Here is a 25,747-nt window from a genome sequence, read left to right as displayed (position 1 = left end):
GGTCGCGCGCTTTCGCGCCGGCCGCAACATCTGAGCGGCCCGCGATCCGGGCCGCCGACATCCGCGCAGCATCTGCTGCAGATGCAGCGCGCTCACTAGGATTCTGAACATGAAGCTCGAACTTCGCGATATCACGAAGCGGTTCGGCAGCCTGGTCGCGAACGACCATATCGACCTCACCGTGGAGGCCGGAGAGATCCACTGCCTGCTCGGCGAGAACGGTGCGGGCAAGTCGACGCTGATGAACGTGCTCTACGGCCTGTACCAGGCCGACGAGGGCGAGATCCTCCTCAATGACGAGGTGCAGCACTTCTCCGGGCCCGGCGACGCGATGGCCGCCGGCATCGGCATGGTGCACCAGCACTTCATGCTCATCCCCGTGTTCACGGTCGCCGAGAACGTCATGCTCGGCCACGAGGCCACCAAGGGGGGCGGGTTCCTCGACCTCGACGCCGCCCGTCGCCGGGTGCGCGAGATCAGCGAGCGCTTCGGGTTCGACGTCGACCCCGACGCGCTCGTCGACGACCTCCCCGTCGGGGTGCAGCAGCGGGTCGAGATCATCAAGGCGCTCTCGCGCGACGCGAAGGTGCTCGTGTTCGACGAGCCGACCGCGGTGCTCACCCCGCAGGAGACCGACGAGCTGATGCAGATCATGCGGCAGCTCAAGGCCTCCGGCACGTCGATCGTCTTCATCACCCACAAGCTGCGCGAGGTGCGCGAGGTCGCCGACCGGATCACCGTCATCCGGCTGGGGAAGGTCGTCGGCGAGGCATCCCCGACCGCCTCGAACACCGAGCTCGCCTCGCTCATGGTGGGGCGTGCGGTCGAACTGACCGTGCACAAGGACGCGCCGAAGCTCGGCGAGGCGGCGCTCGTCGTCCAGGGCCTCACCGTCATCGACCACATCGGCCAACTCGTCGTCAACGACGTGAGCTTCGAGGTGCGCCGGGGCGAGATCCTCGCCGTCGCGGGCGTGCAGGGCAACGGCCAGACCGAGCTCACCGAGGCGCTCCTCGGACTGCAGCCGCGGGTGCGCGGCTCGATCGCGCTCGACGGCATCGAGCTCACGACCGAGAGCGTCCGCAAGATCCTCGACTCCGGCGTCGGCTTCGTTCCCGAAGACCGCAACGAAGACGGCCTCGTCGGCGAGTTCACGATCGCCGAGAACCTCATGCTCGACCGTTCCGACAGCGCGCCGTTCGTCAAGGCGGGCACCATCCAGCGCGGCGTCCTCGCCGACTTCGCGCGCGACCGGGTCAAGGAGTTCGACGTCCGCACGCAGGGCATCGACGAGAAGGTGCGGCAGCTCTCGGGCGGCAACGCGCAGAAGGTCGTGCTCGCGCGCGAGCTCAGCCGTGAGCTCAGGCTGCTCGTCGCCGCCCAGCCCACGCGCGGCGTCGACGTGGGGTCGATCGAGTTCATCCACAAGCGCATCGTCGAGACCCGCGACCGCGGCGTGCCCGTCGTCGTCGTGTCGACCGAGCTCGACGAGGTCGCCGCACTCGCCGACCGGATCATGGTGATGTATCGCGGCAAGGTCGTCGGCATCGTGCCGGGCGACACCCCGCGCGACGTGCTCGGCCTCATGATGGCCGGCGAACAGCCCGCAGAAGGAGCCGCAGCATGAGCGACGCGCAGAGCCCGCACGGCACGCCGCAGACCACCTCGCCCGTCGCCGACGCGACGCCGACCGGCACGACCCCGCGCGACACGTCGACCGTGCCGGCCCAGGTGCCCGAACCGTCGCGATGGCACACGATGTGGCAGCAGATCGTCACGGGCAACGCGCTCATCTCGGTGCTCTCGGTCGTACTCGCGCTCATCGTCGGCGCGATCATGATCGCCTTCACCGACGAGAACGTGCAGCAGGCGAGCGCCTACTTCTTCGCCCGGCCTGGCGACACGCTCATCGCCGTCTGGGACTCGGTCTCCGGAGCCTACGTGGCGCTCTTCCAGGGGTCGGTGTACAACTTCCGGCGCGACAGCTTCGTCGACGGCATCAAGCCGCTGACCGACACGCTCACCTTCGCCACCCCGCTCATCGCGGGCGGTCTCGGCGTCGGGCTCGCGTTCCGCGTCGGCATGTTCAACATCGGTGGTCGCGGCCAGATGCTGATCGCCGCCTCGGTCGCCGGCTGGCTCGCCTTCGGCTTCGACCTGCCGTGGGGCCTGCACATGCTCGTCGCGCTCATCGGCGGCCTGCTCGGCGGCGCCCTGTGGGGCGGCATCGCCGGCCTCCTGAAGGCGCGCACGGGCGCGCACGAGGTCATCGTGACGATCATGCTCAACTTCGTCGCCTTCTACCTGGTGTCCTGGATGCTTCGTACGCCGGGCCTCCTTCAGGCTCCCGGTTCGTCGAACCCGAAGACGCCGCCGATGGCGGAGACTGCACAGTTCCCGAAGCTGTTCCAGTGGATGGGGTTGCCGTACAACCTGCACTTCGGCTTCATCCTCGCGCTCGCCGCGACGGTGCTCGTGTGGTGGATCCTCAGCCGTTCGAGCCTCGGCTTCCGCTTCCGGGCCGTCGGCGAGAACCCGAACGCCGCGCGCGTCGCCGGCATCAACGTGCCGTCGATGTACGTCTACGCGATGCTCATCTCGGGTGCACTGCTCGGCCTCGCCGGCGTGAGCCAGGTGCTCGGCACGGTCACCACTGGCTTCACCGCCGGGATCGACGCGGGCGTCGGCTTCGACGCGATCACCGTGGCGCTGCTCGGCCGCTCCTCGCCGTGGGGCATCTTCCTCGCGGGCATCCTGTTCGGTGCGTTCAAGGCCGGCGGCTACTCGATGCAGGCCGCCGAGGGCGTGCCCGTCGACATCGTGCTCGTGGTGCAGTCGCTCATCGTGCTGTTCATCGCTGCGCCGCCGCTCGTGCGCACCATCTTCCGCCTGCCCGACCCATCCCGCGGGCCGAAACGACCGCGCCCGATCGTCACGAAGGAGGTGACGGCGAAGTGAGCACCGTCACCGAGCACCAGAAGGTCGCGCCGCCGCCCGACGCCCTCGCCAAGACCGTCGTCGTGAGCTGGAAGGCGCCGATCGCCTACGGCATCTTCACGCTCCTCGCCCTCGCGCTCGCGGTGTTCGCTCCGCCCGTCGGCGACACCACCTACCGGCTGGTCGCATCCGACAAGGACGCGATCAAGGTCGCCGACATCTCGGTGCCGGCCATGCCCGCGCTGTGGGCGGTCGTCGTCCTCCTCGCCGTCATCACGGTCGTGTCCGTCTGGCTGGTCGCCTCGAAGCGCCGGGTGCCGCTCTGGCTCACCGTCGTGTACGCGGTGCTGGTCCTCTTCGGCTTCCTGACCTGGGCCGGCGCGGGGGCGACCCTCCCGATGATCGGCCTGCTCTTCGGCGCGCTCAGCCTCTCCGTGCCGCTGATCTTCGGTGCGCTCACCGGCGTGCTCGGCGAGCGGGTCGGCATCATCAACATCGCGATCGAGGGTCAGCTGCTCGCCGGGGCCTTCACCTCGGCGGTGACCGCGTCGGTCGTCACTTCGTCGACGGGCGTCGTCTGGATCGGCCTGCTCGCGGGCGTGGTGGGCGCGATGATCGCGGGCATGCTCGTCGGCATGGTGCTCGCGGCGTTCTCGATCAAGTACTTCGTCGACCAGGTGATCGTCGGCGTCGTGCTCAACGTGCTCGTCCTGGGCCTCACGAACTTCTTCTTCTCGCAGGTGCTCTCGAACAACGCCGCCGTGCTGAACTCGCCGCCGAGGTTCCCGAGGCTGCCGATCCCGCTGCTCAGCGACATCCCCGTCATCGGCCCGGTCTTCTTCCGCCAGACGCTCGTCGTGTACATCATGTACATCACGGTCGCGGCGGTCTACGTCGGGCTCTTCCACACGCGCTGGGGCCTCCGCCTCCGCGCGGTGGGCGAGCACCCGCAGGCGGCCGACACGGTCGGCATCAACGTCAACCGCACCCGGTTCTGGAACGTCGCCTTCGCCGGCGCCATCGCGGGCTTCGGCGGCATCTTCTTCACCCTCGGCTCGGGTATCGCCTTCAACAAGGAGATGACCGCCGGCATGGGCTTCATCGCCCTCGCCGCCGTCATCTTCGGCGGCTGGGACCCGATCCGAGCCACGCTGGCCGCGCTCCTGTTCGGCTTCGCGTCGAACCTGCAGAACACGCTCTCGGTGATCGGCTCGCCCGTGCCGAGCGAGTTCATGCTCATGCTGCCGTACGTGGTCACGATCATCGCGGTGGCCGGACTCGTCGGCAAGGTGCGCGGGCCTGCTGCGGCGGGCAAGCCGTACATCAAATCCTGACCGGACGCCTCGGGGCCGGCCCGGCCCCGAGGCATCCGTCACCCATCTCGAACCGGGGGAGCAGCATGACCGCCACCGACGTGATCGACTGGGCCGAACTGCGCGAGCGCGCACGCGAGGCCATGGCCAAGGCGTACGTGCCGTACTCCGAGTTCCCCGTCGGAGCGGCGGCCGTCGTCGACGACGGCCGCATCGTGAGCGGCTGCAACGTCGAGAACGCCTCGTACGGCGTGACGCTGTGCGCCGAGTGCTCGCTCGTGTCGGCACTCGTGATGTCGGGCGGCGGCAAGCTCGTCGCGTTCACGTGCGTCGACGGGCACGGGGCGACGCTCATGCCCTGCGGTCGCTGCCGCCAACTGCTCTACGAGCACTCAGCCGAGGGCATGGTGCTCGACACCGTCTCCGGCTTCAAGACCATCGACGAGGTGCTGCCCGACGCATTCGGGCCGCGCCAGCTCGCCGAATTCCGAGGAGAATCATGACCGACGCCGCCATCGAACCGTTCGACGCGGTCGACCTCATCCGCGCGAAGCGCGATCGCCGTGAGCTGACGACCGACGAGATCTCCTGGCTCGTCGACGCCTACACCCGCGGGTACGTCGCCGACGAGCAGATGTCGGCGATGACGATGGCGATCTTCCTCAACGGCATGGGCCGGCGTGAGATCCGCGACATGACGATGGCGATGATCGCCTCGGGCGAGCGCATGGACTTCTCGGGCCTCGGCAAGCCGACGAGCGACAAGCACTCCACGGGCGGCGTCGGCGACAAGATCACGCTGCCGCTCATGCCCCTCGTCGCGACCTTCGGCGTCGCGGTGCCGCAGCTCTCGGGCCGCGGCCTCGGCCACACCGGCGGCACGCTCGACAAGCTCGAGTCGATCCCGGGCTGGCGCGCCGACCTCACGAACGACGAGATGTTCGCGCAGTTGCGCGACGTGGGCGGCGTCATCTGCGCCGCCGGCGCCGGGCTCGCGCCCGCCGACAAGAAGCTGTACGCGCTGCGCGACATCACCGGCACGGTCGAGGCGATCCCGCTCATCGCCTCGTCGATCATGTCGAAGAAGATCGCCGAGGGCACGGGTGCGCTCGTGCTCGACGTGAAGTTCGGGTCGGGTGCGTTCCTGCAGGACATCGAGCGCTCGCGCGAGCTGGCCCGCACCATGGTCGAGCTCGGGGAGGACGCCGGCGTCGCCACGAGCGCCCTCATCACGAACATGAACGTGCCGCTCGGCCTCACGATCGGCAATGCCAACGAGGTGCGCGAGTCGGTCGAGGTGCTCGCGGGCGGCGGCCCCGCCGACGTGCGCGAGCTGACGGTCGAACTCGCCCGCGAGATGCTCGCGCTCGCGGGCCGCGACGGCGACGACGTCGAGGCCGCACTCGACGACGGTCGCGCGATGGACACCTGGCGCCGATCGATCGTCGCCCAGGGCGGCGACCCCGATGCGCCGCTGCCCGTCTCGCGCGAGCAGCACGTCGTCACCGCCGACCGCGACGGCGTGCTCGTCGCCCAGGAGGCGCTGCCGTTCGGCATCGCAGCCTGGCGCCTCGGCGCGGGCCGCGCGCGCAAGGAGGACCCGGTGCACCACGCCGCTGGCATCGACCTGCACGCGAAGCCCGGCGACGCGGTGCGCGCGGGACAGCCGCTGTTCACGCTCCACGCCGACGAGCCCGCGCGCTTCGAACGCGCCCTCGCGGCGGTCGAGGGCGCCTGGCGCATCGGCGACGAGGGCGACCCGATCGACGACGGCGGGCCGCTCATCGCCGACCGCATCGGGCGCTGAGCCCCTCGGGCGATCGGGTAGCGGAGCGGCTCGAGATCCCAGCTTCGAGATTGCCGAGACTTCGCGGCAGCCGCGCCGCTATCGTTGTCTCGTGAACACGATTCCGACCGAGTACCGCCTCGAGGGCGACGGCACGAACATCCAGGCGCTGCCGAAGATCTCGCTCCACGATCATCTCGACGGCGGCCTGCGCCCGCAGACCCTCATCGAGCTCGCCGACGAGCTCGGTCTCGAGGTGCCCGCCGCCGATGCGGAGTCGCTCGCGACGTGGTTCACCGACCAGTCGAACTCGGGTTCGCTCGTCGAATACCTGAAGACCTTCGACCTCACCACCGCGGTCATGCAGACCCGCGCGGGGCTCACGCGCGTCGCACGCGAGTTCGTGCAGGACCTGGCGGCCGACGGCGTCGTCTACGGCGAGATCCGCTGGGCGCCCGAACAGCACCTCACCCGTGGTCTCACGCTCGACGAGGCCGTCGAAGCGGTGCAGGCCGGCCTCGAGCAGGGTGCCGACGACGTGCGGCACCAGGGCGGAGCCATCCGCACCGGACAGCTCGTCACCGCGATGCGCCACGCCGACCGCGGCCTCGAGATCGCCGAGCTGGCCGTGCGGCACCGCGACCGCGGCGTCGTCGGATTCGACATCGCCGGCGCCGAAGCGGGCTTCCCGCCGAGCCGGCACCGCACCGCGTTCGACTACCTCGCGAGCCAGTTCATGCCCGTCACCGTGCACGCCGGCGAGGCCGACGGTCTCGAGTCGATCCGCGGAGCGCTGCTCGACGGCCGCGCGCTGCGGCTCGGGCACGGCGTGCGCCTCGCCGAAGACCTGGTGATCGAGCGTCAGGACGACGAGAACACCTACGTCTCGCTCGGCCCGGTCGCGCAGTGGGTGCGCGACCGCGAGATCGCCCTCGAGACGAGCCCGTCGTCGAACCTGCAGACCGGTGCGATCGCGGCCTGGGGCGACGAGCTCATCGATCACCCGTTCGACCTGCTGTACCAGCTGGGCTTCCGGGTGACCGTCAACACCGACAACCGCCTGCAGTCGGGCACGAGCCTCACCCGCGAGCTCGCGCTGCTGAGCGACGCGTTCGGCTACGACCTCGACGACCTCGAGACCTTCCAGCTCAACGCCGCAGCCGCGGCCTTCCTGCCGCTCGACGATCGCGACGAACTCGCCGAGCTCATCCAAGACGGCTTCGACGAAGCCTGACGACGAGCCCTGCGGCCGGATGCCTCGCGCCTCCGCCGTCCGCCCGCCGCCCCCGAACGGACCCGAGATGAACCTCCCACCGCTGCCCGACGACGCCGTCGTCATCGGCGCGCACGCATCCGACTGGCGAGCCGCCGTCCGTGAGGCCGGCCGCGCCCTCACCCGGTCGGGTTCGACGCGCGCCGAGTACGCCGACCGCATGGTCGCCGTCATCGAGGAGTTCGGTGCCTACGTCGTGATCGCCCCGGGCCTCGCGCTCGCGCACGCGCGCCCCGGCCCCGACGTGCGACGCGAGGGCATCGCGGTGGTGACGCTCGCCGAGCCCGTGCCGTTCGGCCACCCGCACAACGATCCCGTGCGCGTCGTCGTCGGGCTCGCCGTGTCGAACGCCGAAGAGCACGTCGCCTCGGTCGCGACGCTCGCGAACGTCTTCAACGACCCGCACGCCGTCGGTCGCATCGCCCGCGCGGGCGACGCCGCCGAGGTGCGCGGGCTGCTCGGCCTCGAGGCCGCCGCGTGAAGATCGTGGCCGTGTGCGGTGCCGGCATCGGCACCTCGGCGATCCTGAAGGTGAACGCCGAGCGGGCCCTCGAGCGGCTCGAGCTGTCGGCCGATGTCGACGCGAGCGATCTCGCCGGCGTCGCCGTCGCTGCGGCCGATGCGCAGGTCATCCTCACCTCGACCGAGCTGTCGGGTGCGGTGCGCGAGGCGATCGGTCGCAGCTACACCGAGGTCGTCGAAGTCGTGAACTACTTCGACGTCGACGAGATCACGCGGCTGCTCGAGCGCTCGCTCGGCTGAGGCACGCGGTCGCTCCGGCGGTGCCGCCTGCGCGCTCGTCGCGCAACTGCGTGCCCGTCCCAGCGCATCGAGCGTGCACTCACCGCCCGCTTCAGGGCGAGGAGTGCACGCTCGAAGCGCTGTGGCGAGCCGCACTCCTCGAGTGTCGTCGGCGAGGGGACGTCGACCACCGCATGCTCGACGAGGTGGGGCCTCAGGCGACGAGCTCGCGCATGCCCGCCTCGAGGGCCGCGATCGTCGCCGTCGCCGCGGCACGGCGGTCGGCGACCGTGCCCCGGTCGGACACGGCGTCGAGATAGACCTTGAGCTTCGGCTCGGTGCCGCTCGGGCGCACCATCACCCGCGAACCGCCCTCGAGCACGATGCGCAGCACGTCCGACGGCGGCAGGTCGCCGAACCCGTCGGCGAGGTCCTCGATGCGCTCGACCCGGATGCCGCCGACCGACGCCGGCGGTTCGGCGCGCAGGCGCGTCATGACGGCGCCGATGCGCGAGAGGTCGGTGACGCGGATCGACACCTGGCCCGAGGCATGGCAGCCGAACTTCTCGACGAAGTCGTCGAGGTGGTCGGCGACCGTCTTTCCGGCGGCCTTCAGCTCGGCGGCGAGCGAGAGGAACGCGACCGCTGCCGAGATGCCGTCCTTGTCGCGTACGACATCGGGATTCACGAGATAGCCGAGCGCCTCCTCGAAGCCGAACACGAGGCCCGGTGCCCGCGAGATCCACTTGAAGCCGGTGAGCGTCGCCTCGAAGTCGAGCCCGTAGGCGCGGGCGACGGCCTCGAGCCCGGGGGAGGAGACGATCGAGCACGCGAGCGCGCCGTTCGGCCCGCCTTCGCCGGTGGCGGCACCGGCGGCACGGCGTGCGGCGAGCCATCCGAGCGTGAGGCCGACCTCGTTGCCGGTCAGGCGGCGGTAGCCGACGCCGTCGGGCGCCGTCGGGTCGGGGATCGCGATCGCGAGCCGATCGGCGTCGGGGTCGTTCGCGACGATGAGCTCGGCGCCGACGGCGCGGGCGCGCTCGAACGACAGGTCCATCGCGCCCGGCTCCTCGGGGTTCGGGAACGAGACGGTCGGGAACGCCGCGTCGGGGGCGATCTGCGCCTCGACGAGCGTGGGGGCGTCGAAGCCCGCGGCCTCGAGCACGCGCGACGCCGTCTCCCATCCGACGCCGTGCATGGCCGTGTAGACGACGCGGGGCTGCGCGGCCGGCGTGCCGGGGGAGGCGCTCGCGGCCGTCTGCCGCACGTACTCGTCGACGACCGACTCTGGGGCGAGCTCGAACGCTCCGCGAGGCAGCGCGGGCACCGCCGTCGCCGACGCGACGCTCAGGATGTGCGCCGCGATCTCGGCGTCGGCCGGCGCGACGATCTGGGACCCGTGGTTCGAGCCGCCGAGGTACACCTTGTAGCCGTTGTCGTTCGGCGGGTTGTGCGAGGCCGTCACCATGACGCCCGCCGAGGTGTCGAGATGGCGCACCGCGAAGGCGAGCACGGGGGTCGGCAGCAGGCGCGGCAGCAGCACGGCGCGCACGCCGGCGCCGGCGAAGACCTCGGCCGAGTCGCGGGCGAACACGTCGGAGTTCTTGCGGCCGTCGTAGCCGATCACGACCGACGGGGTCGTGCCGGGCTCGGCCCGCTCGAGCAGGTACGACGCGAGGCCCGCCGCGGCCTGCGACACGAGCACGCGGTTCATGCGGTTCGGTCCCGCGGCGATCTCACCGCGCAGTCCCGCGGTGCCGAAGGCGAGCCGGGAGTCGAAGCGGTCGGCGAGGTCGGCCGCGGCCGCGGCGTCGCCGCCGCGCACGGCCTCGACGATCGCGGCGAGCTCGGCGCGGGTCTCGGGGTCGGGGTCCTGCGCGATCCACGCCTCGGCGAGGGCGACGCGCTCGGCGTCGCGAGGGTCGAATTCGTGCGACATCCGTCGTCGTCCTTCCTGCGGTTCCTGCGCTGGGCCTAGAGCGAGGCGACGATCTTCGCGAGCAGGGCGCTGATCACGGGCTCGGCGGCCTGGCCGGCCTCGATGACCTCCTGGTGGCTGAGCGGCGTCTGCTGGATACCGGCCGCGAGGTTCGTGATGAGCGACATGCCGAGCACCTCCATGCCCGACTGGCGCGCGGCGATGGCCTCGAGCGCGGTCGACATGCCGACGATGTGCCCGCCGATGGCCTTCGCCATCTGCACCTCGGCGGGAGTCTCGTAGTGGGGGCCGGTGAACTGGCAGTAGACGCCCTCGTCGAGGGTCGGGTCGATCGAGTGCGCGAGGTCGCGCAGCCGCTGGGAGTAGAGGTCGGTGAGGTCGACGAACGTCGCGCCCTCGAGCGGCGAGTCGGCCGTGAGGTTGATGTGATCGCTGATGAGCACGGGCGTGCCGGGCTTCCAGTGCTCCTTGATGCCACCGGCGCCGTTCGTGAGGATCATCGTCGTGGCACCCGTCGCGGCCGCCGTGCGCACCGAGTGCACGACCCGGCGCACGCCGTGGCGCTCGTAGTAGTGGGTGCGGGCGCCGATGACCAGCGCGCGCTTGCCGGTCGGCAGCAGCACCGAGCGAAGCGTGCCGACGTGGCCCTCGACGGCGGGCTTCGAGAAGCCGGGCACGTCGGTCGCGGCGATCGTGTGCGTCGTCTCGCCGATGAGCTCCGCGGCCTTGCCCCAGCCCGAACCGAGCGTGAGGGCGATGTCGTGCCGCTCGACCCCGGTCAGGGCGGCGATCTGCGCCGCAGCCTCACGGGCGATGGCGAAGGGGTCAGCTGAGGGCGCGTCGAGCGGGTTGGCATCGTGCATCCCACCACTCTAGAACCCACCGGATGCTTCGGGCACGGCGCCGCTCATGTGCTGGCCGGGCACGGGGAACTGACAGAATATGAGCATGGCCTACGAGTTCGAGCGCACGCAACGGATCGCCGTCCTCGGAGGGGGGCCCGGCGGGTACGAAGCCGCACTCGCCGCGGCGCAGCTCGGGGCCGAGGTCACCCTGGTCGAGCGTGCGGGCGTGGGCGGTTCGGCCGTGCTCACCGACGTCGTGCCCTCGAAGTCGCTCATCGCCACGGCGGAGGCGTCGAACGCGGTGAAGGAGGCGGCCGACCTCGGCGTGCAGTTCTACGCGAAGGGCGAGGCCGACAAGGCCGTGAAGCCCCAGGTCGCGATCAACCTCGCCGCCGTGAACAAGCGGCTGCTCGGCCTCGCGGCGCAGCAGTCCGAAGACATGCGCTCGAACCTGCTCGAGGCCGGCGTGCACCTCGTGCACGGCGAGGGTCGCCTCGACGGTCCGAACGCCGTGATCGTCGCGACCGCCAAGGGCGGCACCGACTTCGACCGCATCGAGGCCGACACGCTCGTGCTCTCGGTCGGCGCGACGCCGCGCGTGCTGCCGACCGCGGTGCCCGACGGCGAGCGCATCCTCACGTGGACCCAGCTCTACTCGCTCCAGCAGGTGCCCGAACACCTCATCGTCGTGGGCTCCGGCGTCACGGGCGCCGAGTTCGCCTCGGCGTACCGCGCCCTCGGGGCGAAGGTCACGCTCATCTCGAGCCGGGACCAGGTGCTGCCCGGGGAGGACGCCGACGCGGCATCCGTCATCGAGAAGGTGTTCAAGCGCAACGGCATGAAGGTGCTGAACAAGTCGCGGGCCGAGTCGGTCGTGCGCGACGGCGACGGCGTCGTCGCGACGCTGTCCGACGGACGCCAGGTGCAGGGCTCGCACTGCCTCATGGCGGTCGGATCGGTGCCGAACACCCGTGACCTCGGCCTCGAGGAGGCGGGCGTGCAGCTCGCCGAGTCGGGGCACATCCGGGTCAACCGGGTCGCGCGCACGTCGATGCCGAACATCTACGCCGCCGGCGACTGCACGACGTTCATGCCGCTCGCCTCGGTCGCCTCGATGCAGGGGCGCACGGCCGTGTTCCACGCGATGGGCGACGTCGTGAACCCGCCCGAGAACCGGAACATCACCTCGAACATCTTCACGCAGCCCGAGATCGCGACCGTCGGCTGGACCGAGAAGGAGATCGAGGAGGGCGTCGTGCCGGGCGTCGTCTACAAGCTGCCGCTCTCGTCGAACCCGCGGGCGAAGATGATGGGCATCCGCGAGGGCTTCGTGAAGCTCTTCGCCTCGAGCGGTTCGGGCTCGATCATCGGCGGCGTCATCGTCGCGCCGAAGGCGTCGGAGCTCATCTTCCCGCTCGCGCTCGCCGTCGAGCACCGGCTCACGGTCGACCAGTTCGCCGAGGCGTTCCCGGTGTACCCGTCGCTGTCGGGCTCGCTCACCGACGCCGCGCGGGCCATGCACATCGTGCGCTGACGCGCGCGTCCCGACGCCCCGCCCGCACCGACCCGGGCGTACGCTGGGCACACGCAGCGCCGCGCCCGCGGCGCGATGACCGCTTGGGGGAGCGATGAACCTGCGCGTGAAATCGGTCGAGGCCTCGATCGCCGACTCGAGCGACGAGAGCCGCAGCCTCAAACGCTCGCTCGGCACCTGGGACCTCGCGCTCATGGGCATCGCCGTCGCGGTCGGGGCTGGCATCTTCTCGGTCGGGGCGCAGGCCGCGGCGAACTACGCCGGCCCGAGCGTGATCCTCTCGTTCGTGCTCGCTGCGATCACGTGCGGGCTCGCGATCATGTGCTACGCGGAGTTCGCCTCGACGGTGCCCGTCGCGGGCAGCGCGTACACCTTCACGTACGCCACGATGGGCGAGCTCCTCGCGTGGATCATCGGCTGGGACCTCATCCTCGAGATGTTCACAGCCGCCGCCGTGCTCGCGAAGTACTGGGGCGTGTACCTCTCCGAGGCGCTGCTCGCCTTCGGCGTGCCGTTCCCGGCGACCCTCTCCATCGGCGGGGTCGAGGTCAGCTGGCCGGCATTCCTCATCGTCGCGGTCTTCACCGTCCTGCTCGTCGCCGGGACGAAGCTCACGGCGCGCGTCGGCGCCGTGTTCACGCTCATCAAGGTCGCGATCGTGCTCTTCGTGATCGTCGTGGGCTTCTTCTTCGTGCAGGCCTCGAACTTCACGCCCTTCATCCCCGAGGCGGTGCCGACGACGGGCGGTGCCGAGGATGCCTGGACGCAGTCGCTCTTCGCCTGGCTCACGGGTGCCGCGCCGGCGCAGTACGGCGTGTTCGGCATGCTCGCCGCGGCCTCCCTCGTCTTCTTCGCCTTCATCGGGTTCGACGTCGTCGCCACGAGTGCCGAGGAGGTGCGCGAGCCCCAGAAGCGGCTGCCGCGCGGCATCTTCCTCGGCCTCGGCATCGTGACCCTGCTCTACGTGCTCGTCTCGATCGTGATGACGGGCATGGTGTCGTACACCGAGCTCGCCGCGGAGGAGACGCCGTCGCTCGCGACCGCGTTCCGGCTGGTCGGGCAGGACTGGGCGTCGGCCGTCATCTCGCTCGGCGCGCTCGCCGGCCTCACGACGGTGATCATGGTGCTGCTGCTCGGCCTCTCGCGCATCGTGTTCGCGATGAGCCGCGACGGGCTGCTGCCGCGATGGCTGTCGAAGACGACCGAGCACACGAAGACTCCCGCCCGTATCCAGATCATCGGCGGCACCGTGGTCGCGCTCGTCGCCGCCTTCACCGATGTGGGGCTCCTCGAGGAGATGATCAACATCGGCACGCTGTCGGCCTTCGTGCTCGTGTCGGTCGGCATCGTCGTGCTGCGTCGCACCCGGCCCGACCTGCCGCGCGGGTTCCGCGTGCCGTTGTCCCCGGTGCTTCCGATCCTGTCGGCCGCGCTCTGCGTCTGGCTCATGCTCAACCTCACGACGCTCACCTGGGTGCGCTTCCTCGTCTGGCTCGCGCTCGGCGTCGTCATCTACCTGCTCTACGGTCGGCGTCGCTCTCGGCTCGCCGGCGAGCGGGTCAGCGAGGTCGAGCTGCCGACGGCCCAGGGAACCTGACGGGTCGCTGCTCCGCTCCGATCCTGTCAACAGCGTTGACATCGATGTTCACCCGTCGATAGTCTCCGAATCATCCAGCGTCGATCGGGCGATGACGCCGCGACCGACCCACCGGTGAGGACGAGGTTCCAGGAGGCGGAGATGACCGCGACACGCGCGACGGGCACGACGACGACCACGGCCGGCGGGGGAGGTGTCACGCGACGGGCCGTGCTCGGGCTCGGCGCAGCAGGCGTGGCCGGTGCGGCGACCGTCGCGCTCACCGCTGGCGCTCGCCGGCCGGTCGGCACGGGCTCCGACCACCGCATGTGGGATGCGATCGTGCTCGGTGCCGGCGCATCCGGGCTCGGCGCCGCACGCACGCTCGCCGACGCGGGACGCAGCGTGCTCGTGCTCGAGGCGCGCGACCGGATCGGCGGGCGCATGTGGACCGATCGCACGACCATGTCCATCCCGATCGAGCGCGGTGCGGAGCTCGTGCACGGCAGCCGGGCCTCGACCTGGGACCTCATCGAGGCGGAGGGCATCACGACCCGGCGCCAGCAGTCGATCTGGGGCCGGCTCGCGCCCGGTACGCCGTGGCTCGACGGCACGACGTACGCGTCGTTGAAGTTCCCGCTCGGTGCGCCGGTCGGCCCGCTGCCCGAGCCGGCCGACGGCGAGACGGCGCTCGCCTGGCTCGAGCGCGTCGGCATCCCGCGCGAGAACTACCCCGTCCTGCTCGCCGCGATCGAGGTCGACTCCGAGCAGTTCGACGTGCTGCCGGCGGCGTGGGTCGTCGACACGGTCGCGTGGGCGATCGCCGAACAGGACGTCCCGGCGTCGACGCCGTTCCCGGATCCCTACGACGATCACCGTGTGATCGGCGGCTACGACCAGGTGCTCAGGCCGCTCGCGGCCGGGCTGCCGATCCGGCTCGGCGCGCGGGTGCACACGGTCGAGCATCGGGCCGGCCGCGTCGACGTGCACACGAGTCGCGGCAGCTACCAGGCGAAGACGCTCGTCGTGGCGTTGCCGGGCGGCGTGCTGAAGCACGGCGACGTGACCTTCGACCCGCCGCTGCCCGCCGACCGTCGCGACGGGCTCCAGGAGATCGAGTACCTGCCGGTGTTCAAGGGCATCCTGGAGTTCGCGGCGCCGGTGGTGCCGCCCGGCCACCCGGTCGCGCGGCAGTGGGACGTCATGACGACCTTCTCGAAGCGCCCGCCGAGCCTCTGGAACGCCTCACTCGGAACGCCCGGCTATCACGGGGAGATCGCGGTCGCGTGGGCGACCGGCGGTGTCGCGCAGGATCTGCTCGACCTGCCCGAGGCCGAGCGGCTCGCGGCGGCGCTCGACAACGTGCGCACCGCCGTCGGCGACCAGGGGTTGCAGGCCGTCAACGCCTCGACCTACGACTGGTCGAAGGACGAGTTCGCCCGGGGCGCCTACCCCGGCCCGTTCTCGCGACGCACCGGGCTCAACGGGCCGATCGACGACACGGTCTTCTGGGCCGGCATGGTGACGAGCACGATCCACTCGTCGCGAAACTCGGGCATCACGGCGGCGAAGCAGGCGCTCGCCGCGCTCGCACTCCGCTGAGGGTCCGTGCCGTGCCGGCACTCCCCGGACGGACGAACGGGATGCCGCGAGCGATGAGCTCGCGGCATCCCGTTCGTCCGCGGGGATCAGGCGTCGGCGATCGAGAGCAGCAGGTGCCCGCTCGACACGGTCGCGCCGGGCTCGGCGTTGATGCCGCCGATGACGCCGTCCTTATGGGCGACGATCGGCTGCTCCATCTTCATCGCCTCGAGCACGAGCACGAGGTCGCCCTTGACGACCTTGTCGCCCTCGGCGACGGCGACCTTCACGACGGTGGCCTGCATGGGCGCCTTCACGGCGTTGCCGGTGCCCGTGTCGACGGTGTGCGAACCGCTCCGGCGGCGCGGCGCGGCGCCGGCAGTGTGCGAGAGGGATGCCCCGCCGGCGAGTCGCTTCGGCAGGCTGACCTCGATGCGACGACCGGCGACCTCGACGACGACGTTCGAACGCGCGGCGGGGCCGCTCGTCTCTTCGAGCTCGCCCGACCACGGTTCGAGGCGGTTGTCGTACTCGGTCTCGATCCAGCGGGTGTAGACCGAGAAGGGCTCGTCGCCGGCCGGCGCGAAGGCGGGGTTGTCGACGATGTCGCGGTGGAAGGGCAGCACCGTCGGGAGCCCCGCGACCTCGAACTCGTCGAGGGCGCGTCGTGCACGCTCGAGCGCGTCCTTGCGATCGCGTCCGGTGACGATGAGCTTCGCGAGCAGCGAGTCGAACGCCCCCGAGATCTCGTCGCCGCTCGTGACGCCCGAGTCGACGCGCACGCCGGGCCCGCCGGGGAAGCGGAGCTGGTGGATCGGGCCGGGAGCGGGGAGGAAGCCGCGACCGGGGTCTTCGCCGTTGATGCGGAACTCGATCGAGTGCCCCTGGGTCACGGGGTCGGGGTAGTCGAGCACGCCGCCCTCGGCGAGGCGGAACTGCTCGCGCACGAGGTCGAGCCCGGTGACCTCCTCGGAGACGGGGTGCTCGACCTGCAGGCGGGTGTTCACCTCGAGGAACGAGACCGTGCCGTCCTGGCCGATGAGGAACTCGCAGGTGCCCGCGCCGACGTAGCCGACCTCCTTGAGGATGGCCTTCGAGGCGCTGTAGAGGGCCTCGACCTGGGCGTCGGTGAGGAAGGGCGCGGGCGCCTCTTCGACGAGCTTCTGGTGGCGGCGCTGCAGCGAGCAGTCGCGGGTCGACACGACCACGACGTTGCCGTGCTGGTCGGCGAGGCACTGGGTCTCGACGTGGCGCGGCTTGTCGAGGTACTTCTCGACGAAGCACTCGCCGCGGCCGAACGCCGCGACGGCCTCGCGGGTGGCCGACTCGAAGAGCTCGGCGACCTCGTCGCGTTCGCGGGCGACCTTGAGGCCGCGACCGCCGCCGCCGAACGCCGCCTTGATCGCGACGGGGAGACCGTGCACGTCGACGAAGTCGAGCACCTCCGAGGCGTCAGCCACTGGGTTGAGCGTGCCGGGCGCGAGCGGTGCGCCCACCTTCTCGGCGACGTGCCGCGCCGAGACCTTGTCGCCCAGCCGCTCGATCGCCTCGGGCGACGGCCCGATCCAGATGAGGCCCGCCTCGATGACGGCGCGGGCGAAGTCGGGGTTCTCGGCGAGGAAGCCGTAGCCCGGGTGCACGGCGTCGGCGCCCGAGCGCCGCGCGACCGAGAGGATCTTGTCGATGACCAGGTACGTGTCGGCGCTCGTGGTGCCGTCGAGGGCGTACGCCTCGTCGGCGAGCTTCACGTGGCGGGCGTCGCGGTCCTGGTCGGCGTACACGGCGACCGAGCCGAGGCCGGCGTCGCGAGCGGCGCGGATGACGCGGACGGCGATCTCTCCACGGTTGGCGATGAGGACCTTGGTGATGCGCGGCATAATCCCCAAGCCTATTGCGCGGGCACGTCACACCTTTGGGCGACCTCCACAAAATGAATGGATGTCTCTTGCGGCAGTCGACAATCGCGCGATCAGCCCGCGCGGTTCCACAGCGAGGTCCAGTCGACGCCGAGTTCGCGGACGAGGTCGCGCAGAGTCGACAACGAGAGGCCCACGACCGTCGACGGATCGCCCTCGACCCGTCGGATGAACGGCCCGCCGAGCGAGTCGACCGTGAACGCGCCCGCGACGAGGAGCGGCTCACCCGACGCGATGTACGCGTCGATCTCGGCCTCGTCGAGGGCCGCGAACCGCACGGTCGCGACATCGGGGCGCCCGACCGCGCCGTTCACCCGGCCGTCGCGGTGGTCGATGAGCCAGTGCCCCGACCAGAGGTCGCCGTGCCCGCCGTTCTGGGCGAGCCAGCGCGCCTTCGCGACCTCGGGCGTGTGCGGCTTGCCGTGGATCGCGCCGCTCGTGAGGAACGCCGAGTCCCCGCCGAGGATGAGCCCGTCGATCGGCTCGCCGCCGGGCTCGGCGCCCACGAGGGCCTCGGCCTTCGCGCGGGCGAGAAGCTGCACCATGTCGCGCGCGGCGAGCGGCCCGTGGTCGGCCTCGTGCGCCGCGACGGCGGCCTCCTCGTCGACGCCGGGCGGCACCGCGATCGGCTCGATGCCCGCCGCACGCAGGGTCTGCAGGCGGGCGGGCGACGTCGAGGCGAGGTAGAGGCGCATCCTCCCATCCTGCCCGCGGTCAGGCTGCTGTGGAATGCTCGACGCATGGTGAATCCCGATCGTCGACGCACCGACCGCTCGCGCCGCCGCCCGGCGGGAACCGGCACGACTGCGCGCCGCACGCCCCGCCCGGCCCCCGCCGAGCCCCGGCTCGACGGGCCGGTGCTCGAGCTCGACGTCGAGCGCATCGCCCACGGCGGTGTCGCCGTCGCACGGCATGAGGGTCGGGTCGTGTTCGTCGCCGACGCCATCCCGGGCGAGCGCGTCCGCGCCCGTGTGAGCGACAGCGGCAAGGCGAGCTTCTGGCGCGCCGACACGCTCGAGGTGCTCGACGCCTCGGCCGACCGCCGCGAGCACCCGTGGTCCGAGGCGGGCGTCGACCGCGCCCCCGAGCGCCGCGCGGGCGGCGCCGAATTCGGCCACATCGCCATGGCGCGCCAGCGTGCGCTGAAGGCCGAGGTGCTCGTCGACGCCCTCGCGCGGTTCGGCGGGATCGAACGGGCCGTCGAGGTCGAGGCGGTCGACCCCGCACTCGCGCCGGGAGCCGATGCCGAGCTCGGCACGGGCTGGCGCACTCGACTGCGACTGCAGGTCGACGCCGAGGGCCGAGTCGGCCCGTACGCCGCTCGGAGCCACCGGGTGGTGCCCGTCGCGTCCGTCCCGCTCGCCGTGCCCGAACTGGCCCCTCTCGCGCCCCTCGACGAGCGTTTCGCCGGGGCGCATGCCGTCGACCTCGTCGCTCCCTCGGTCGGAAACCCGTGGGTCGTCGTCGACACCGGCGAGACGACGCGGGGCGGACGCCGCCAGCGCGTCGAGGAGCAGGTCGGGGATCGTGTCTTCGGGCTCGACCGGGGCGGCTTCTGGCAGGTGCACCGCGCCGCCGCCGCCACCCTGACCGCGGCAGTGCAGCAGCTCGTCGACGCCGACCTGTTCGACCCCCGCGCCGCGAACCACGACCTCTACGGCGGCGTCGGCCTGCTCGCGGCCGCCGTCGGAGACCGCTTCGGCGAGACGGTGCGGATCACGAGCGTCGAGTCCGACGCCCGCGCGACCGAGCACGCCGGCGCCAACCTCGCGGACTGGGTCGGCGCCCGGGCGCTGACGGGGCGCGTCGACCGCTACCTCGACGAGCTCGCCGCGAGCGCGGGGCGCACCGAGCGCGACCGCCTGCGCGCCGCCACGGTGGTGCTCGATCCGCCGCGGTCGGGCGCGGGGCGGCAGGTCGTCGACCGGCTCGCCGAGCTCCGTCCGCGCCAGCTCGTCTACGTCGCCTGCGACCCGGTCGCGCTCGCCCGCGACATCGGGCTCCTGCGCGAGCACGGCTACGGGCTCGACGAGCTTCGCGCGTTCGACCTCTTCCCCAACACCCATCACGTCGAGGCGGTGGCCCGGCTGACGGTGCACGAGTAGCTCGGGGCCGCACGCCGCGACGCGGCCGGCGGGCTGCTCGAGCGCTATCGTGTACTCGAGCCCGCAACCGACGAGAAGGGGGACCTCGTGGCAGACGGCGCGCATCCGGCGACCGTGGCGATCGTCGACGACCACGAGGCCGTGCGGCTCGGCCTCCGGGCCGCCTGCGAGTCCGCCGGGTACGTCGTGGTGGCCGACACGGCCGACGTCGCGAGCCTGATCCCCGTCATCGACGGGCGTCCGTGCGACGTCGTGGTGCTCGACCTCTCGCTCGGCGACGGCACGACCGTGACCGAGAACGTGCGGGCCGTCCTCCGCACCGGCAGCGCCGTGCTCGTGCACAGCATCGCCGACCGCGTCGCGGCGGTGCGCGAGTCCCTCGCCGCCGGTGCCGCGGGCGTCATCCCGAAGGCCTCTCCGATGTCCGCGGTCATCGCCGCGATCGCGACGGTCGCCGGCGGCGGCGTGCTGAACAACGTCGAGTGGGCGAGCGCGATCGAGGCCGATCGCGACTTCGCGAAGGCGCAGCTCGGCCGGCGCGAACGCGACGTGCTGCACCTCTACGCCTCGGGGCTGCCCCTCAAGGCGGTCGCGATCCAGCTCGGCATCGCGCACTCCACCGCCCGTGAATACCTCGACCGCATCCGTGCGAAGTACGTCGAGGTCGGGCGGCCCGCCCCCACGAAGGTCGACCTGCTGCGTCGGGCGGTCGAAGACGGCATCCTGCCAGGGCTCGACTCCGACGGCGGAGATGCCCGCGCCTGAATGGCGGGTGCCCCGCCTCGCGCGGCGCCGTGCCACCGTGACCCGGGCCCAGGTCGAGACGATCGTCTCCCGGGCGCTCGGGCTGTTCGGCCTCGTGTTCGGCGCGCAGACGGTGCCGCTCGCGCTCGCGCAGGCCGATGCGCTCGGGCGGGGCTCAGGGGCCGCGCTCATGGCGGGGCTCTACGGGGCGATCGCCGCGCTCGCCGTGGCGACCGTCATGAAGTCGGCCGTGCGGGTCGCGTGCCTCGTCTTCGCCGGGCTCTACGCGGTCGCGCTCATCGTCTGGCCGTTGCTCGTCACCGACACCGAGGCGCTCGACGGATCGACCCCATGGCTCTACTACCTCTGCACCGTCGCGACGACCGCCGCCGTCGTCGCCCTGCCGCCGGTCTGGGCGGCCGCGTACACGTTCGTCGTGCCGGCGATCTACGGGGTGATCCGCGCCACGCCGTCCGGCGGCGGGGCGCCACCGCTGCTCGCCGTGCTCGACGCGGTCTACGCGATGGTGCTCGGCGTCGTGGTGCTCGCGATCATCACGATGCTCCGCGAGGCCGCCGAGTCGGTCGACAACGCGCAGGAGGCGGCGCTCGAGCGATACGACCTCGCCGCCAGGCAGCACGCCACCGAGACGGAGCGGATCAAGGTCGACGCCCTCGTGCACGACAGCGTGCTCACGACGCTGCTGTCGGCCGCCGCGGCGACCACGCCGGGCGAGCAGCAGCTCGCCGCGAGGATGGCGCGCGACGCGCTGCACCGGCTCGACGAGGCGGGTGCGACCGGACCACGGGCGCTCGACCGGGTCGGGCTCGCCGTGCTCGTGCGTCGCCTGCGCGCCGCCCTCACGACGTTCTCGACGCCGTTCACGGTGCGCGTCGTCAACGCGGCGGGCGTCGAGTTGCCGGTCGAGGCGATCGATGCGCTCTACACCGCCTCGGTGCAGGCGATGGTCAACAGCCTGCAGCACGCCGGTGAGCCGGGCCGCCGGGTCCGTCGCGACATCCGCATCCGAGGAGTTCGGGCGGGCGGCTGCGTCATCGAGATCTCCGACAACGGCGTCGGGTTCGACATCGCGGCGGTGCCGCCGGTGCGGCTGGGCCTCCGGGTCTCGATCGAGGAGCGGATGTCGAACGTCGGCGGCAGCGCAGACATCGACTCACGGCCCGGCCACGGCACGAACGTGACGCTGGCATGGCCGGCGGGGGCCGGGCACGCGCCGCGGACGGAGACGGGCCGGCTGGGCGGGCCGGCCGAGGACGGCGAGGGGGCCGACACGTGATCACGATCCCGCGCTGGCTCCTGCTCGTGCTCGGCGCGCTCTTCTCGGCCTACCACGTCGTCCTCGGCATCTACTCGATCGGCGTGCCTGCGTCGCCGTGGCCCGCGGCCGCCGCGCTCGTGCTCTACGCGGCGGCGACGACCATGAGCCTCTGGCCGACACGTCGCATCCGCATGCCCGACTGGCTGGCCGCCTTCGACCTCGCCGTGAGCATCGTCGTGCCGGTGCTCGTCACCGGCCAGCTCGATCCGTCCGCCGACAACGGCTACGCGACCTGGTACGTCGCTGCGGTCGGCACCCTCATGACCATCGCCGCGGCGCGTCGCCGGCTCGTCACGGCCTGGCTCGGCGTCGGCGCGCTCGCCGTGCAGACCGTCATCTGGGCGGGACCGTTGGCACTGGGCTCGCTCGGCGTGATCGGCAGCATCGTGTGGGTGGCGATCGCCCACATGCTCACGAGCGCGCTCACGAGCGCGGGCCGCGAGACCCGCCGGTACGCGCAGGCCGAGCGCGAGGCCGCCGCCTGGCAGGCGGCGCAGGACGCGCACCTGTTCGAGGGCCGCATGCGGCTGGCGCACACGAACCGCGTCGCCGCCCCGATGCTGCGCCGCATCTCCGACCTCGACGGCCGGCTCGACGAGGCCCAGCGTGCCGAGTGCCGCCTGCTCGAGGCGACGGTGCGAGACGAGATCAGGGGTCGGATGCTGCTCACCGACGCCGTTCGCGTCGAGGTGCACCGGGCGCGCCAGCGAGGCATCGACGTGACGCTCCTCGACGAGGGCGGCATCGACGACCTCGACGAGTCCGCCCGCGACCGCGTGCTCTCGCAGCTGGCGGAGGCGATCGCCGGCTCGCAGGCCGATCGGATCATCGCGCGGACCGCGGCGGAGGGCTCGCCCACCGCCGTGACGGTCGTCGGCCTGGTCGAGAGCGGTGAGTCCGAAGCCGGCATGGGGGACACCGACGACCTCGACGTCGAGCTCTGGCTCGAGATCCCGCGGGAATGAAGGAGGGGGACCGATCCTCGATCGGTCCCCCTCAAGCCCGAGCCACGGCGACAACCCGAATATCGCCCTGGCTCGCCCCCAACAGGTCATCGGTTACCCGACCGATGACTGTGGCGGCTCCAGTGGAGCCTGCAGAATCAATACTTCCCGATCCGCAAGCCCGATACCAGTCAGCATTTCGGGGGACACCCCGGTCCCCCCTGCGAGGTACACGAGACGACGGCATCGTGCGCCCCCGGCGCGAGACGGGTTCGGGCCGTCCTCGCGTATCGGGGGACACGCGCGCTCAGCGTGCCGAGCGCACCCATCGGCCGGGGCCGACCTCGACCGGGCTGCGGAAGGCGCGGCTCGATCGCACCCAGGGGTGGCGACCGGGTTCGGCCTCGGCGGCCGAAGCGTCGCCGGCGGCCTCGGCGTCGACGGCCGAGAGCAGCACCGCGGTCACGGCTGCCGCCTCCTCGTCGCTCACGGGCGTGAGGATGCGGAGGTCGGCCGCCCGAGGGTCGGCCTGGCGGTCTGCGACGGCTCCGGCCGAGGCATCCGAATCGTGATCGTTCATGGCCGGCCCCCTACAGCGGGATGTTCCCGTGCTTCTTCGACGGGAGGCTCGCGCGCTTCGTGCGCAGGGCGCGCAGCGCCTTCACGACGGCGACGCGGGTGGCAGCGGGCTCGATGACGCCGTCGAGCTCACCGCGCTCGGCGGCGAGGAACGGCGAGGCCACGTTGTACGTGTACTCGTTCGCGAGCTTCGTGCGCACCGCCGCCACGTCTTCGCCGGCCTCCTCGGCGCGCTTGATCTCACCGCGATAGAGGATGTTGACAGCCCCCTGGCCGCCCATCACCGCGATCTCGGCCGTCGGCCACGCGAGGTTGATGTCGGCGCCGAGCTGCTTCGAGCCCATGACGATGTAGGCGCCGCCGTAGGCCTTGCGGGTGATGACGGTCACGAGCGGCACGGTCGCCTCGGCGTAGGCGTAGAGCAGCTTCGCACCGCGGCGGATGACCCCGGTCCACTCCTGGTCGGTGCCCGGCAGGTAGCCGGGCACGTCGACGAGGGTGAGGATCGGGATCGAGAACGCGTCGCAGAACCTGACGAAGCGCGACGCCTTCTCGCCCGCGGCGATGTTGAGCGTGCCGGCCATCTGCGAGGGCTGGTTCGCGATGATGCCGACGGTGCGGCCCTCGACGCGGGCGAAGCCGACGACGATGTTCGGCGCGTAGAGCGGCTGCACCTCGAGGAAGTCGCCGTGGTCGACGACGCCCTCGATGACCGCGTGCATGTCGTACGGCTGGTTGGGCGAGTCGGGGATGATCGTGTTCAGCCGCTTGTCGTCGTCGGTGATCTCGAGCTCGACCTCGGAGTCGTAGACGGGCGCGTCGGTCATGTTGTTGTCGGGGAGGAACGAGACGAGCGTGCGCGCGTAGTCGAGCGCGTCGGACTCGTCGCTCGCGAGGTAGTGCGCGACGCCCGAGACCGTGTTGTGCGTGAGCGCGCCGCCCAGCTCCTCCATGCCGACGTCTTCGCCGGTCACCGTCTTGATGACGTCGGGGCCCGTGACGAACATCTGGCTCGTCTTGTCGACCATGATCACGAAGTCGGTGAGCGCGGGGGAGTAGACCGCGCCGCCCGCGGCGGGGCCGCAGATGATCGAGATCTGGGGGATGACGCCGGACGCCTGCGTGTTGCGGCGGAAGATCTCGCCGTACTTGCCGAGTGCGACCACGCCCTCTTGGATGCGCGCGCCGCCCGAGTCGAGGATGCCGATGATCGGCACGCCCACCTTGATGGCGTGCTCCATGATCTTGATGATCTTCTCGCCGGCCACCTCGCCGAGCGAGCCGCCGAAGATCGTGAAGTCCTGCGAGTACACCGCGACCTGGCGCCCGTGGATGGTTCCAGTGCCGATGACGACCGAGTCGCCGTAGGGCCGCTTCGCGTCCATGCCGAAGGCGTGGGTGCGGTGGCGCACGAACTCGTCGAACTCGACGAACGAGCCCGGGTCGAGGAGCTCGGCGATGCGCTCGCGCGCGGTCATCTTGCCCTTGGCGTGCTGCTTCTCGATCGCCGCCTCGCCCGACGCGGTCACCGCTTCGTGGTAGCGCAGCTTGAGGTCGGCCAGCTTGCCGGCGGTCGTGGAGAGGTCGGGGCCGTCAGTCGCTTCGGTCACGTCGTTCACTCTACCGGCGAGCATCCGGGCGACTTCGTTGAGGTTTTCCACAACCTCGCCCCCTGACCTTGTCGAAGGGAACGAGGTCGCCGCGTGGCTAGGGTGTGTGTCATGGGATGGGAGCGATCGCGCGCGGCGGTGCCGCGCTTCGAATTCCTCGACGAGGCGGGGTCGACGAACGACGAGCTGCGCGCGGCGGCCACGGGCGAGGATGCCGCGGCCTGGCCGCACGGCTCGGTCATCGTCACCGACAACCAGACGAGGGGCCGCGGCCGTCTCGGCCGCACGTGGCTCGCCCCCACGGGCAAGACGCTCGCGATCTCGCTCCTGCTCAGGCCGGAGCTGCCCGGCGGCCGCGTGTTCCCGCCCGACGCGTTCGGCTGGATCCCGCTCATGGCGGGGGCGGCGATGACCGAGGCCGTGCGCGCGGCGGTCGACGCCGCCGAATCCGTCGTCGCCGCGAGCGACCCCGAGTACGACGCCGACGACCGCTCGGGGGGCGTGTCGGTCGAGTTGAAGTGGCCGAACGACGTGCTCGTCTCGGACTACAAGATCTGCGGCATCCTGTCGGAACTCGTGCAGGGCGTCGCCGACGAGCCGCCCGCCGTCGTCGTCGGCGCCGGGCTCAACCTGACCCTCGACGAGCACGACCTGCCGACGCTCACGTCGACCTCGCTCCTCCTGGCGACGGGCGTGCGCCCCGACGGCGACGCCGTGCTCGCCGACTACCTCGGGCGGTTCCTCGCGATGTTCGACGACTTCTGCCGTGCCGGCGCCGACGCGGCCGTCGCCGGCATCGACCGCAGGGTGACGGCGCTGTGCGGCACGATCGGCGCCGAGGTGCGGGTCGAGCTGCCCGGCGATCGCGAGCTGCTCGGCCTGGCCGAACGGCTCGACGCCGACGGCCGGCTCGTCGTGATCGACCGCGAGAACGGTGAGCCGTGGTCTGTCGCCGCGGGCGACGTGACCCACCTGCGCTATTAAT

General features: G+C 71.6%; 22 protein-coding genes. 16 read left to right on the top strand and 6 right to left on the bottom strand.

Annotated features, from left to right (window positions below):
* The first annotated feature begins 109 nt into the window (after nt 1–109).
* The 8 genes from LR269_RS15390 (at nt 110) to LR269_RS15355 (ending at nt 8,071) form a co-directional block, all read left to right on the top strand.
* Nucleotides 110–1,627 (top strand): ABC transporter ATP-binding protein, encoded by a 1,518-nt coding sequence (locus LR269_RS15390; RefSeq protein ID WP_231431633.1) that lies wholly within the window; start codon nt 110–112, stop codon nt 1,625–1,627.
* On the top strand, nt 1,624–2,958 hold the full coding sequence (locus LR269_RS15385; RefSeq protein WP_231431632.1) for an ABC transporter permease: 1,335 nt from the start codon (nt 1,624–1,626) through the stop codon (nt 2,956–2,958). The genes LR269_RS15390 and LR269_RS15385 overlap by 4 nt, the downstream gene beginning before the upstream one ends.
* Nucleotides 2,955–4,271, top strand: a complete 1,317-nt coding sequence (locus LR269_RS15380; protein WP_231431631.1) for an ABC transporter permease — start codon at nt 2,955–2,957, stop codon at nt 4,269–4,271. Before LR269_RS15385 ends, LR269_RS15380 begins: the two co-directional genes overlap by 4 nt.
* Nucleotides 4,272–4,336: 65 nt before the next feature.
* Nucleotides 4,337–4,753: a cytidine deaminase gene (locus LR269_RS15375; protein ID WP_231431630.1), complete on the top strand. Its 417-nt coding sequence runs from the start codon at nt 4,337–4,339 to the stop codon at nt 4,751–4,753.
* Nucleotides 4,750–6,057, top strand: a complete 1,308-nt coding sequence (locus tag LR269_RS15370; protein WP_231431629.1) for a thymidine phosphorylase — start codon at nt 4,750–4,752, stop codon at nt 6,055–6,057. Before LR269_RS15375 ends, LR269_RS15370 begins: the two co-directional genes overlap by 4 nt.
* Before the next feature lie 100 nt (nt 6,058–6,157).
* The gene (locus tag LR269_RS15365) at nt 6,158–7,270 is read left to right on the top strand and encodes an adenosine deaminase (RefSeq protein WP_374201168.1); all 1,113 of its coding nucleotides are present in this window, start codon (nt 6,158–6,160) and stop codon (nt 7,268–7,270) included.
* Between the two features lie 67 nt (nt 7,271–7,337).
* On the top strand, nt 7,338–7,790 hold the full coding sequence (locus tag LR269_RS15360) for a PTS sugar transporter subunit IIA (RefSeq protein ID WP_231431627.1): 453 nt from the start codon (nt 7,338–7,340) through the stop codon (nt 7,788–7,790).
* Nucleotides 7,787–8,071: a PTS sugar transporter subunit IIB gene (locus LR269_RS15355; protein WP_231431626.1), complete on the top strand. Its 285-nt coding sequence runs from the start codon at nt 7,787–7,789 to the stop codon at nt 8,069–8,071. Before LR269_RS15360 ends, LR269_RS15355 begins: the two co-directional genes overlap by 4 nt.
* A 193-nt stretch (nt 8,072–8,264) precedes the next feature.
* Here LR269_RS15355 and LR269_RS15350 read toward each other — a convergent pair whose 3' ends face one another.
* Nucleotides 8,265–9,989: a phospho-sugar mutase gene (locus LR269_RS15350; protein ID WP_231431625.1), complete on the bottom strand. Its 1,725-nt coding sequence runs from the start codon at nt 9,987–9,989 to the stop codon at nt 8,265–8,267.
* A 35-nt stretch (nt 9,990–10,024) separates the two neighbouring features.
* On the bottom strand, nt 10,025–10,852 hold the full coding sequence (locus LR269_RS15345) for a purine-nucleoside phosphorylase (RefSeq protein ID WP_231431624.1): 828 nt from the start codon (nt 10,850–10,852) through the stop codon (nt 10,025–10,027).
* 85 nt (nt 10,853–10,937) lie between these two features.
* Between LR269_RS15345 and LR269_RS15340 the strand changes: the two genes are divergently transcribed.
* From LR269_RS15340 to LR269_RS15330, 3 genes are all read left to right on the top strand, one after another.
* A complete protein-coding gene (locus LR269_RS15340) occupies nt 10,938–12,368 on the top strand; it encodes an NAD(P)H-quinone dehydrogenase (RefSeq protein WP_231431623.1) in 1,431 nt (476 codons plus the stop codon).
* Between the two features lie 94 nt (nt 12,369–12,462).
* A complete protein-coding gene (locus LR269_RS15335; RefSeq protein ID WP_231431622.1) occupies nt 12,463–13,965 on the top strand; it encodes an amino acid permease in 1,503 nt (500 codons plus the stop codon).
* A 141-nt stretch (nt 13,966–14,106) separates the two neighbouring features.
* A complete protein-coding gene (locus LR269_RS15330; RefSeq protein ID WP_231431621.1) occupies nt 14,107–15,546 on the top strand; it encodes an NAD(P)/FAD-dependent oxidoreductase in 1,440 nt (479 codons plus the stop codon).
* 86 nt (nt 15,547–15,632) lie between these two features.
* On the opposite strand, the gene LR269_RS15325 is transcribed toward LR269_RS15330, so the two are convergent.
* Nucleotides 15,633–17,402 carry a biotin carboxylase N-terminal domain-containing protein gene (locus tag LR269_RS15325; protein ID WP_231431620.1) on the bottom strand — a complete coding sequence of 590 codons (1,770 nt, stop codon included), beginning with the start codon at nt 17,400–17,402 and terminating at the stop codon, nt 15,633–15,635.
* Nucleotides 17,403–17,494: 92 nt separating this feature from the next.
* Complete coding sequence (locus LR269_RS15320) at nt 17,495–18,136, bottom strand: nucleoside triphosphate pyrophosphatase (RefSeq protein WP_231431619.1); 642 nt, start codon at nt 18,134–18,136, stop codon at nt 17,495–17,497.
* 45 nt (nt 18,137–18,181) lie between these two features.
* On the opposite strand from LR269_RS15320, the gene LR269_RS15315 reads away from it, so the two are divergent.
* From LR269_RS15315 to LR269_RS15300, 4 genes are all read left to right on the top strand, one after another.
* Nucleotides 18,182–19,546, top strand: coding sequence for a class I SAM-dependent RNA methyltransferase (locus LR269_RS15315; protein WP_231431618.1), 1,365 nt, complete (start codon nt 18,182–18,184; stop codon nt 19,544–19,546).
* Between the two features lie 87 nt (nt 19,547–19,633).
* Nucleotides 19,634–20,311 carry a response regulator gene (locus LR269_RS15310; protein WP_231431617.1) on the top strand — a complete coding sequence of 226 codons (678 nt, stop codon included), beginning with the start codon at nt 19,634–19,636 and terminating at the stop codon, nt 20,309–20,311.
* Nucleotides 20,298–21,587, top strand: a complete 1,290-nt coding sequence (locus LR269_RS15305; protein ID WP_231431616.1) for a sensor histidine kinase — start codon at nt 20,298–20,300, stop codon at nt 21,585–21,587. The genes LR269_RS15310 and LR269_RS15305 overlap by 14 nt, the downstream gene beginning before the upstream one ends.
* Nucleotides 21,584–22,594 (top strand): hypothetical protein, encoded by a 1,011-nt coding sequence (locus LR269_RS15300; protein WP_231431615.1) that lies wholly within the window; start codon nt 21,584–21,586, stop codon nt 22,592–22,594. The genes LR269_RS15305 and LR269_RS15300 overlap by 4 nt, the downstream gene beginning before the upstream one ends.
* Before the next feature lie 286 nt (nt 22,595–22,880).
* Here LR269_RS15300 and LR269_RS15295 read toward each other — a convergent pair whose 3' ends face one another.
* Together LR269_RS15295 and LR269_RS15290 are read right to left on the bottom strand one after the other, a co-directional pair.
* Nucleotides 22,881–23,153, bottom strand: a complete 273-nt coding sequence (locus LR269_RS15295) for an acyl-CoA carboxylase epsilon subunit (RefSeq protein ID WP_231431614.1) — start codon at nt 23,151–23,153, stop codon at nt 22,881–22,883.
* Between the two features lie 10 nt (nt 23,154–23,163).
* Nucleotides 23,164–24,786: an acyl-CoA carboxylase subunit beta gene (locus tag LR269_RS15290; protein ID WP_231431613.1), complete on the bottom strand. Its 1,623-nt coding sequence runs from the start codon at nt 24,784–24,786 to the stop codon at nt 23,164–23,166.
* An 87-nt stretch (nt 24,787–24,873) separates the two neighbouring features.
* Between LR269_RS15290 and LR269_RS15285 the strand changes: the two genes are divergently transcribed.
* A complete protein-coding gene (locus LR269_RS15285; RefSeq protein ID WP_231431612.1) occupies nt 24,874–25,746 on the top strand; it encodes a biotin--[acetyl-CoA-carboxylase] ligase in 873 nt (290 codons plus the stop codon).
* The last annotated feature ends 1 nt before the right edge of the window (nt 25,747 follow it).

The sequence above is a fragment of the Agromyces sp. S2-1-8 genome (genome assembly GCF_021129215.1).
GTDB classification, from domain to species: Bacteria; Actinomycetota; Actinomycetes; order Actinomycetales; family Microbacteriaceae; genus Agromyces; species Agromyces chromiiresistens.
Note: the sequence above shows the minus strand (reverse complement) of the source record. Positions and strands in the feature narration are given on the sequence as shown.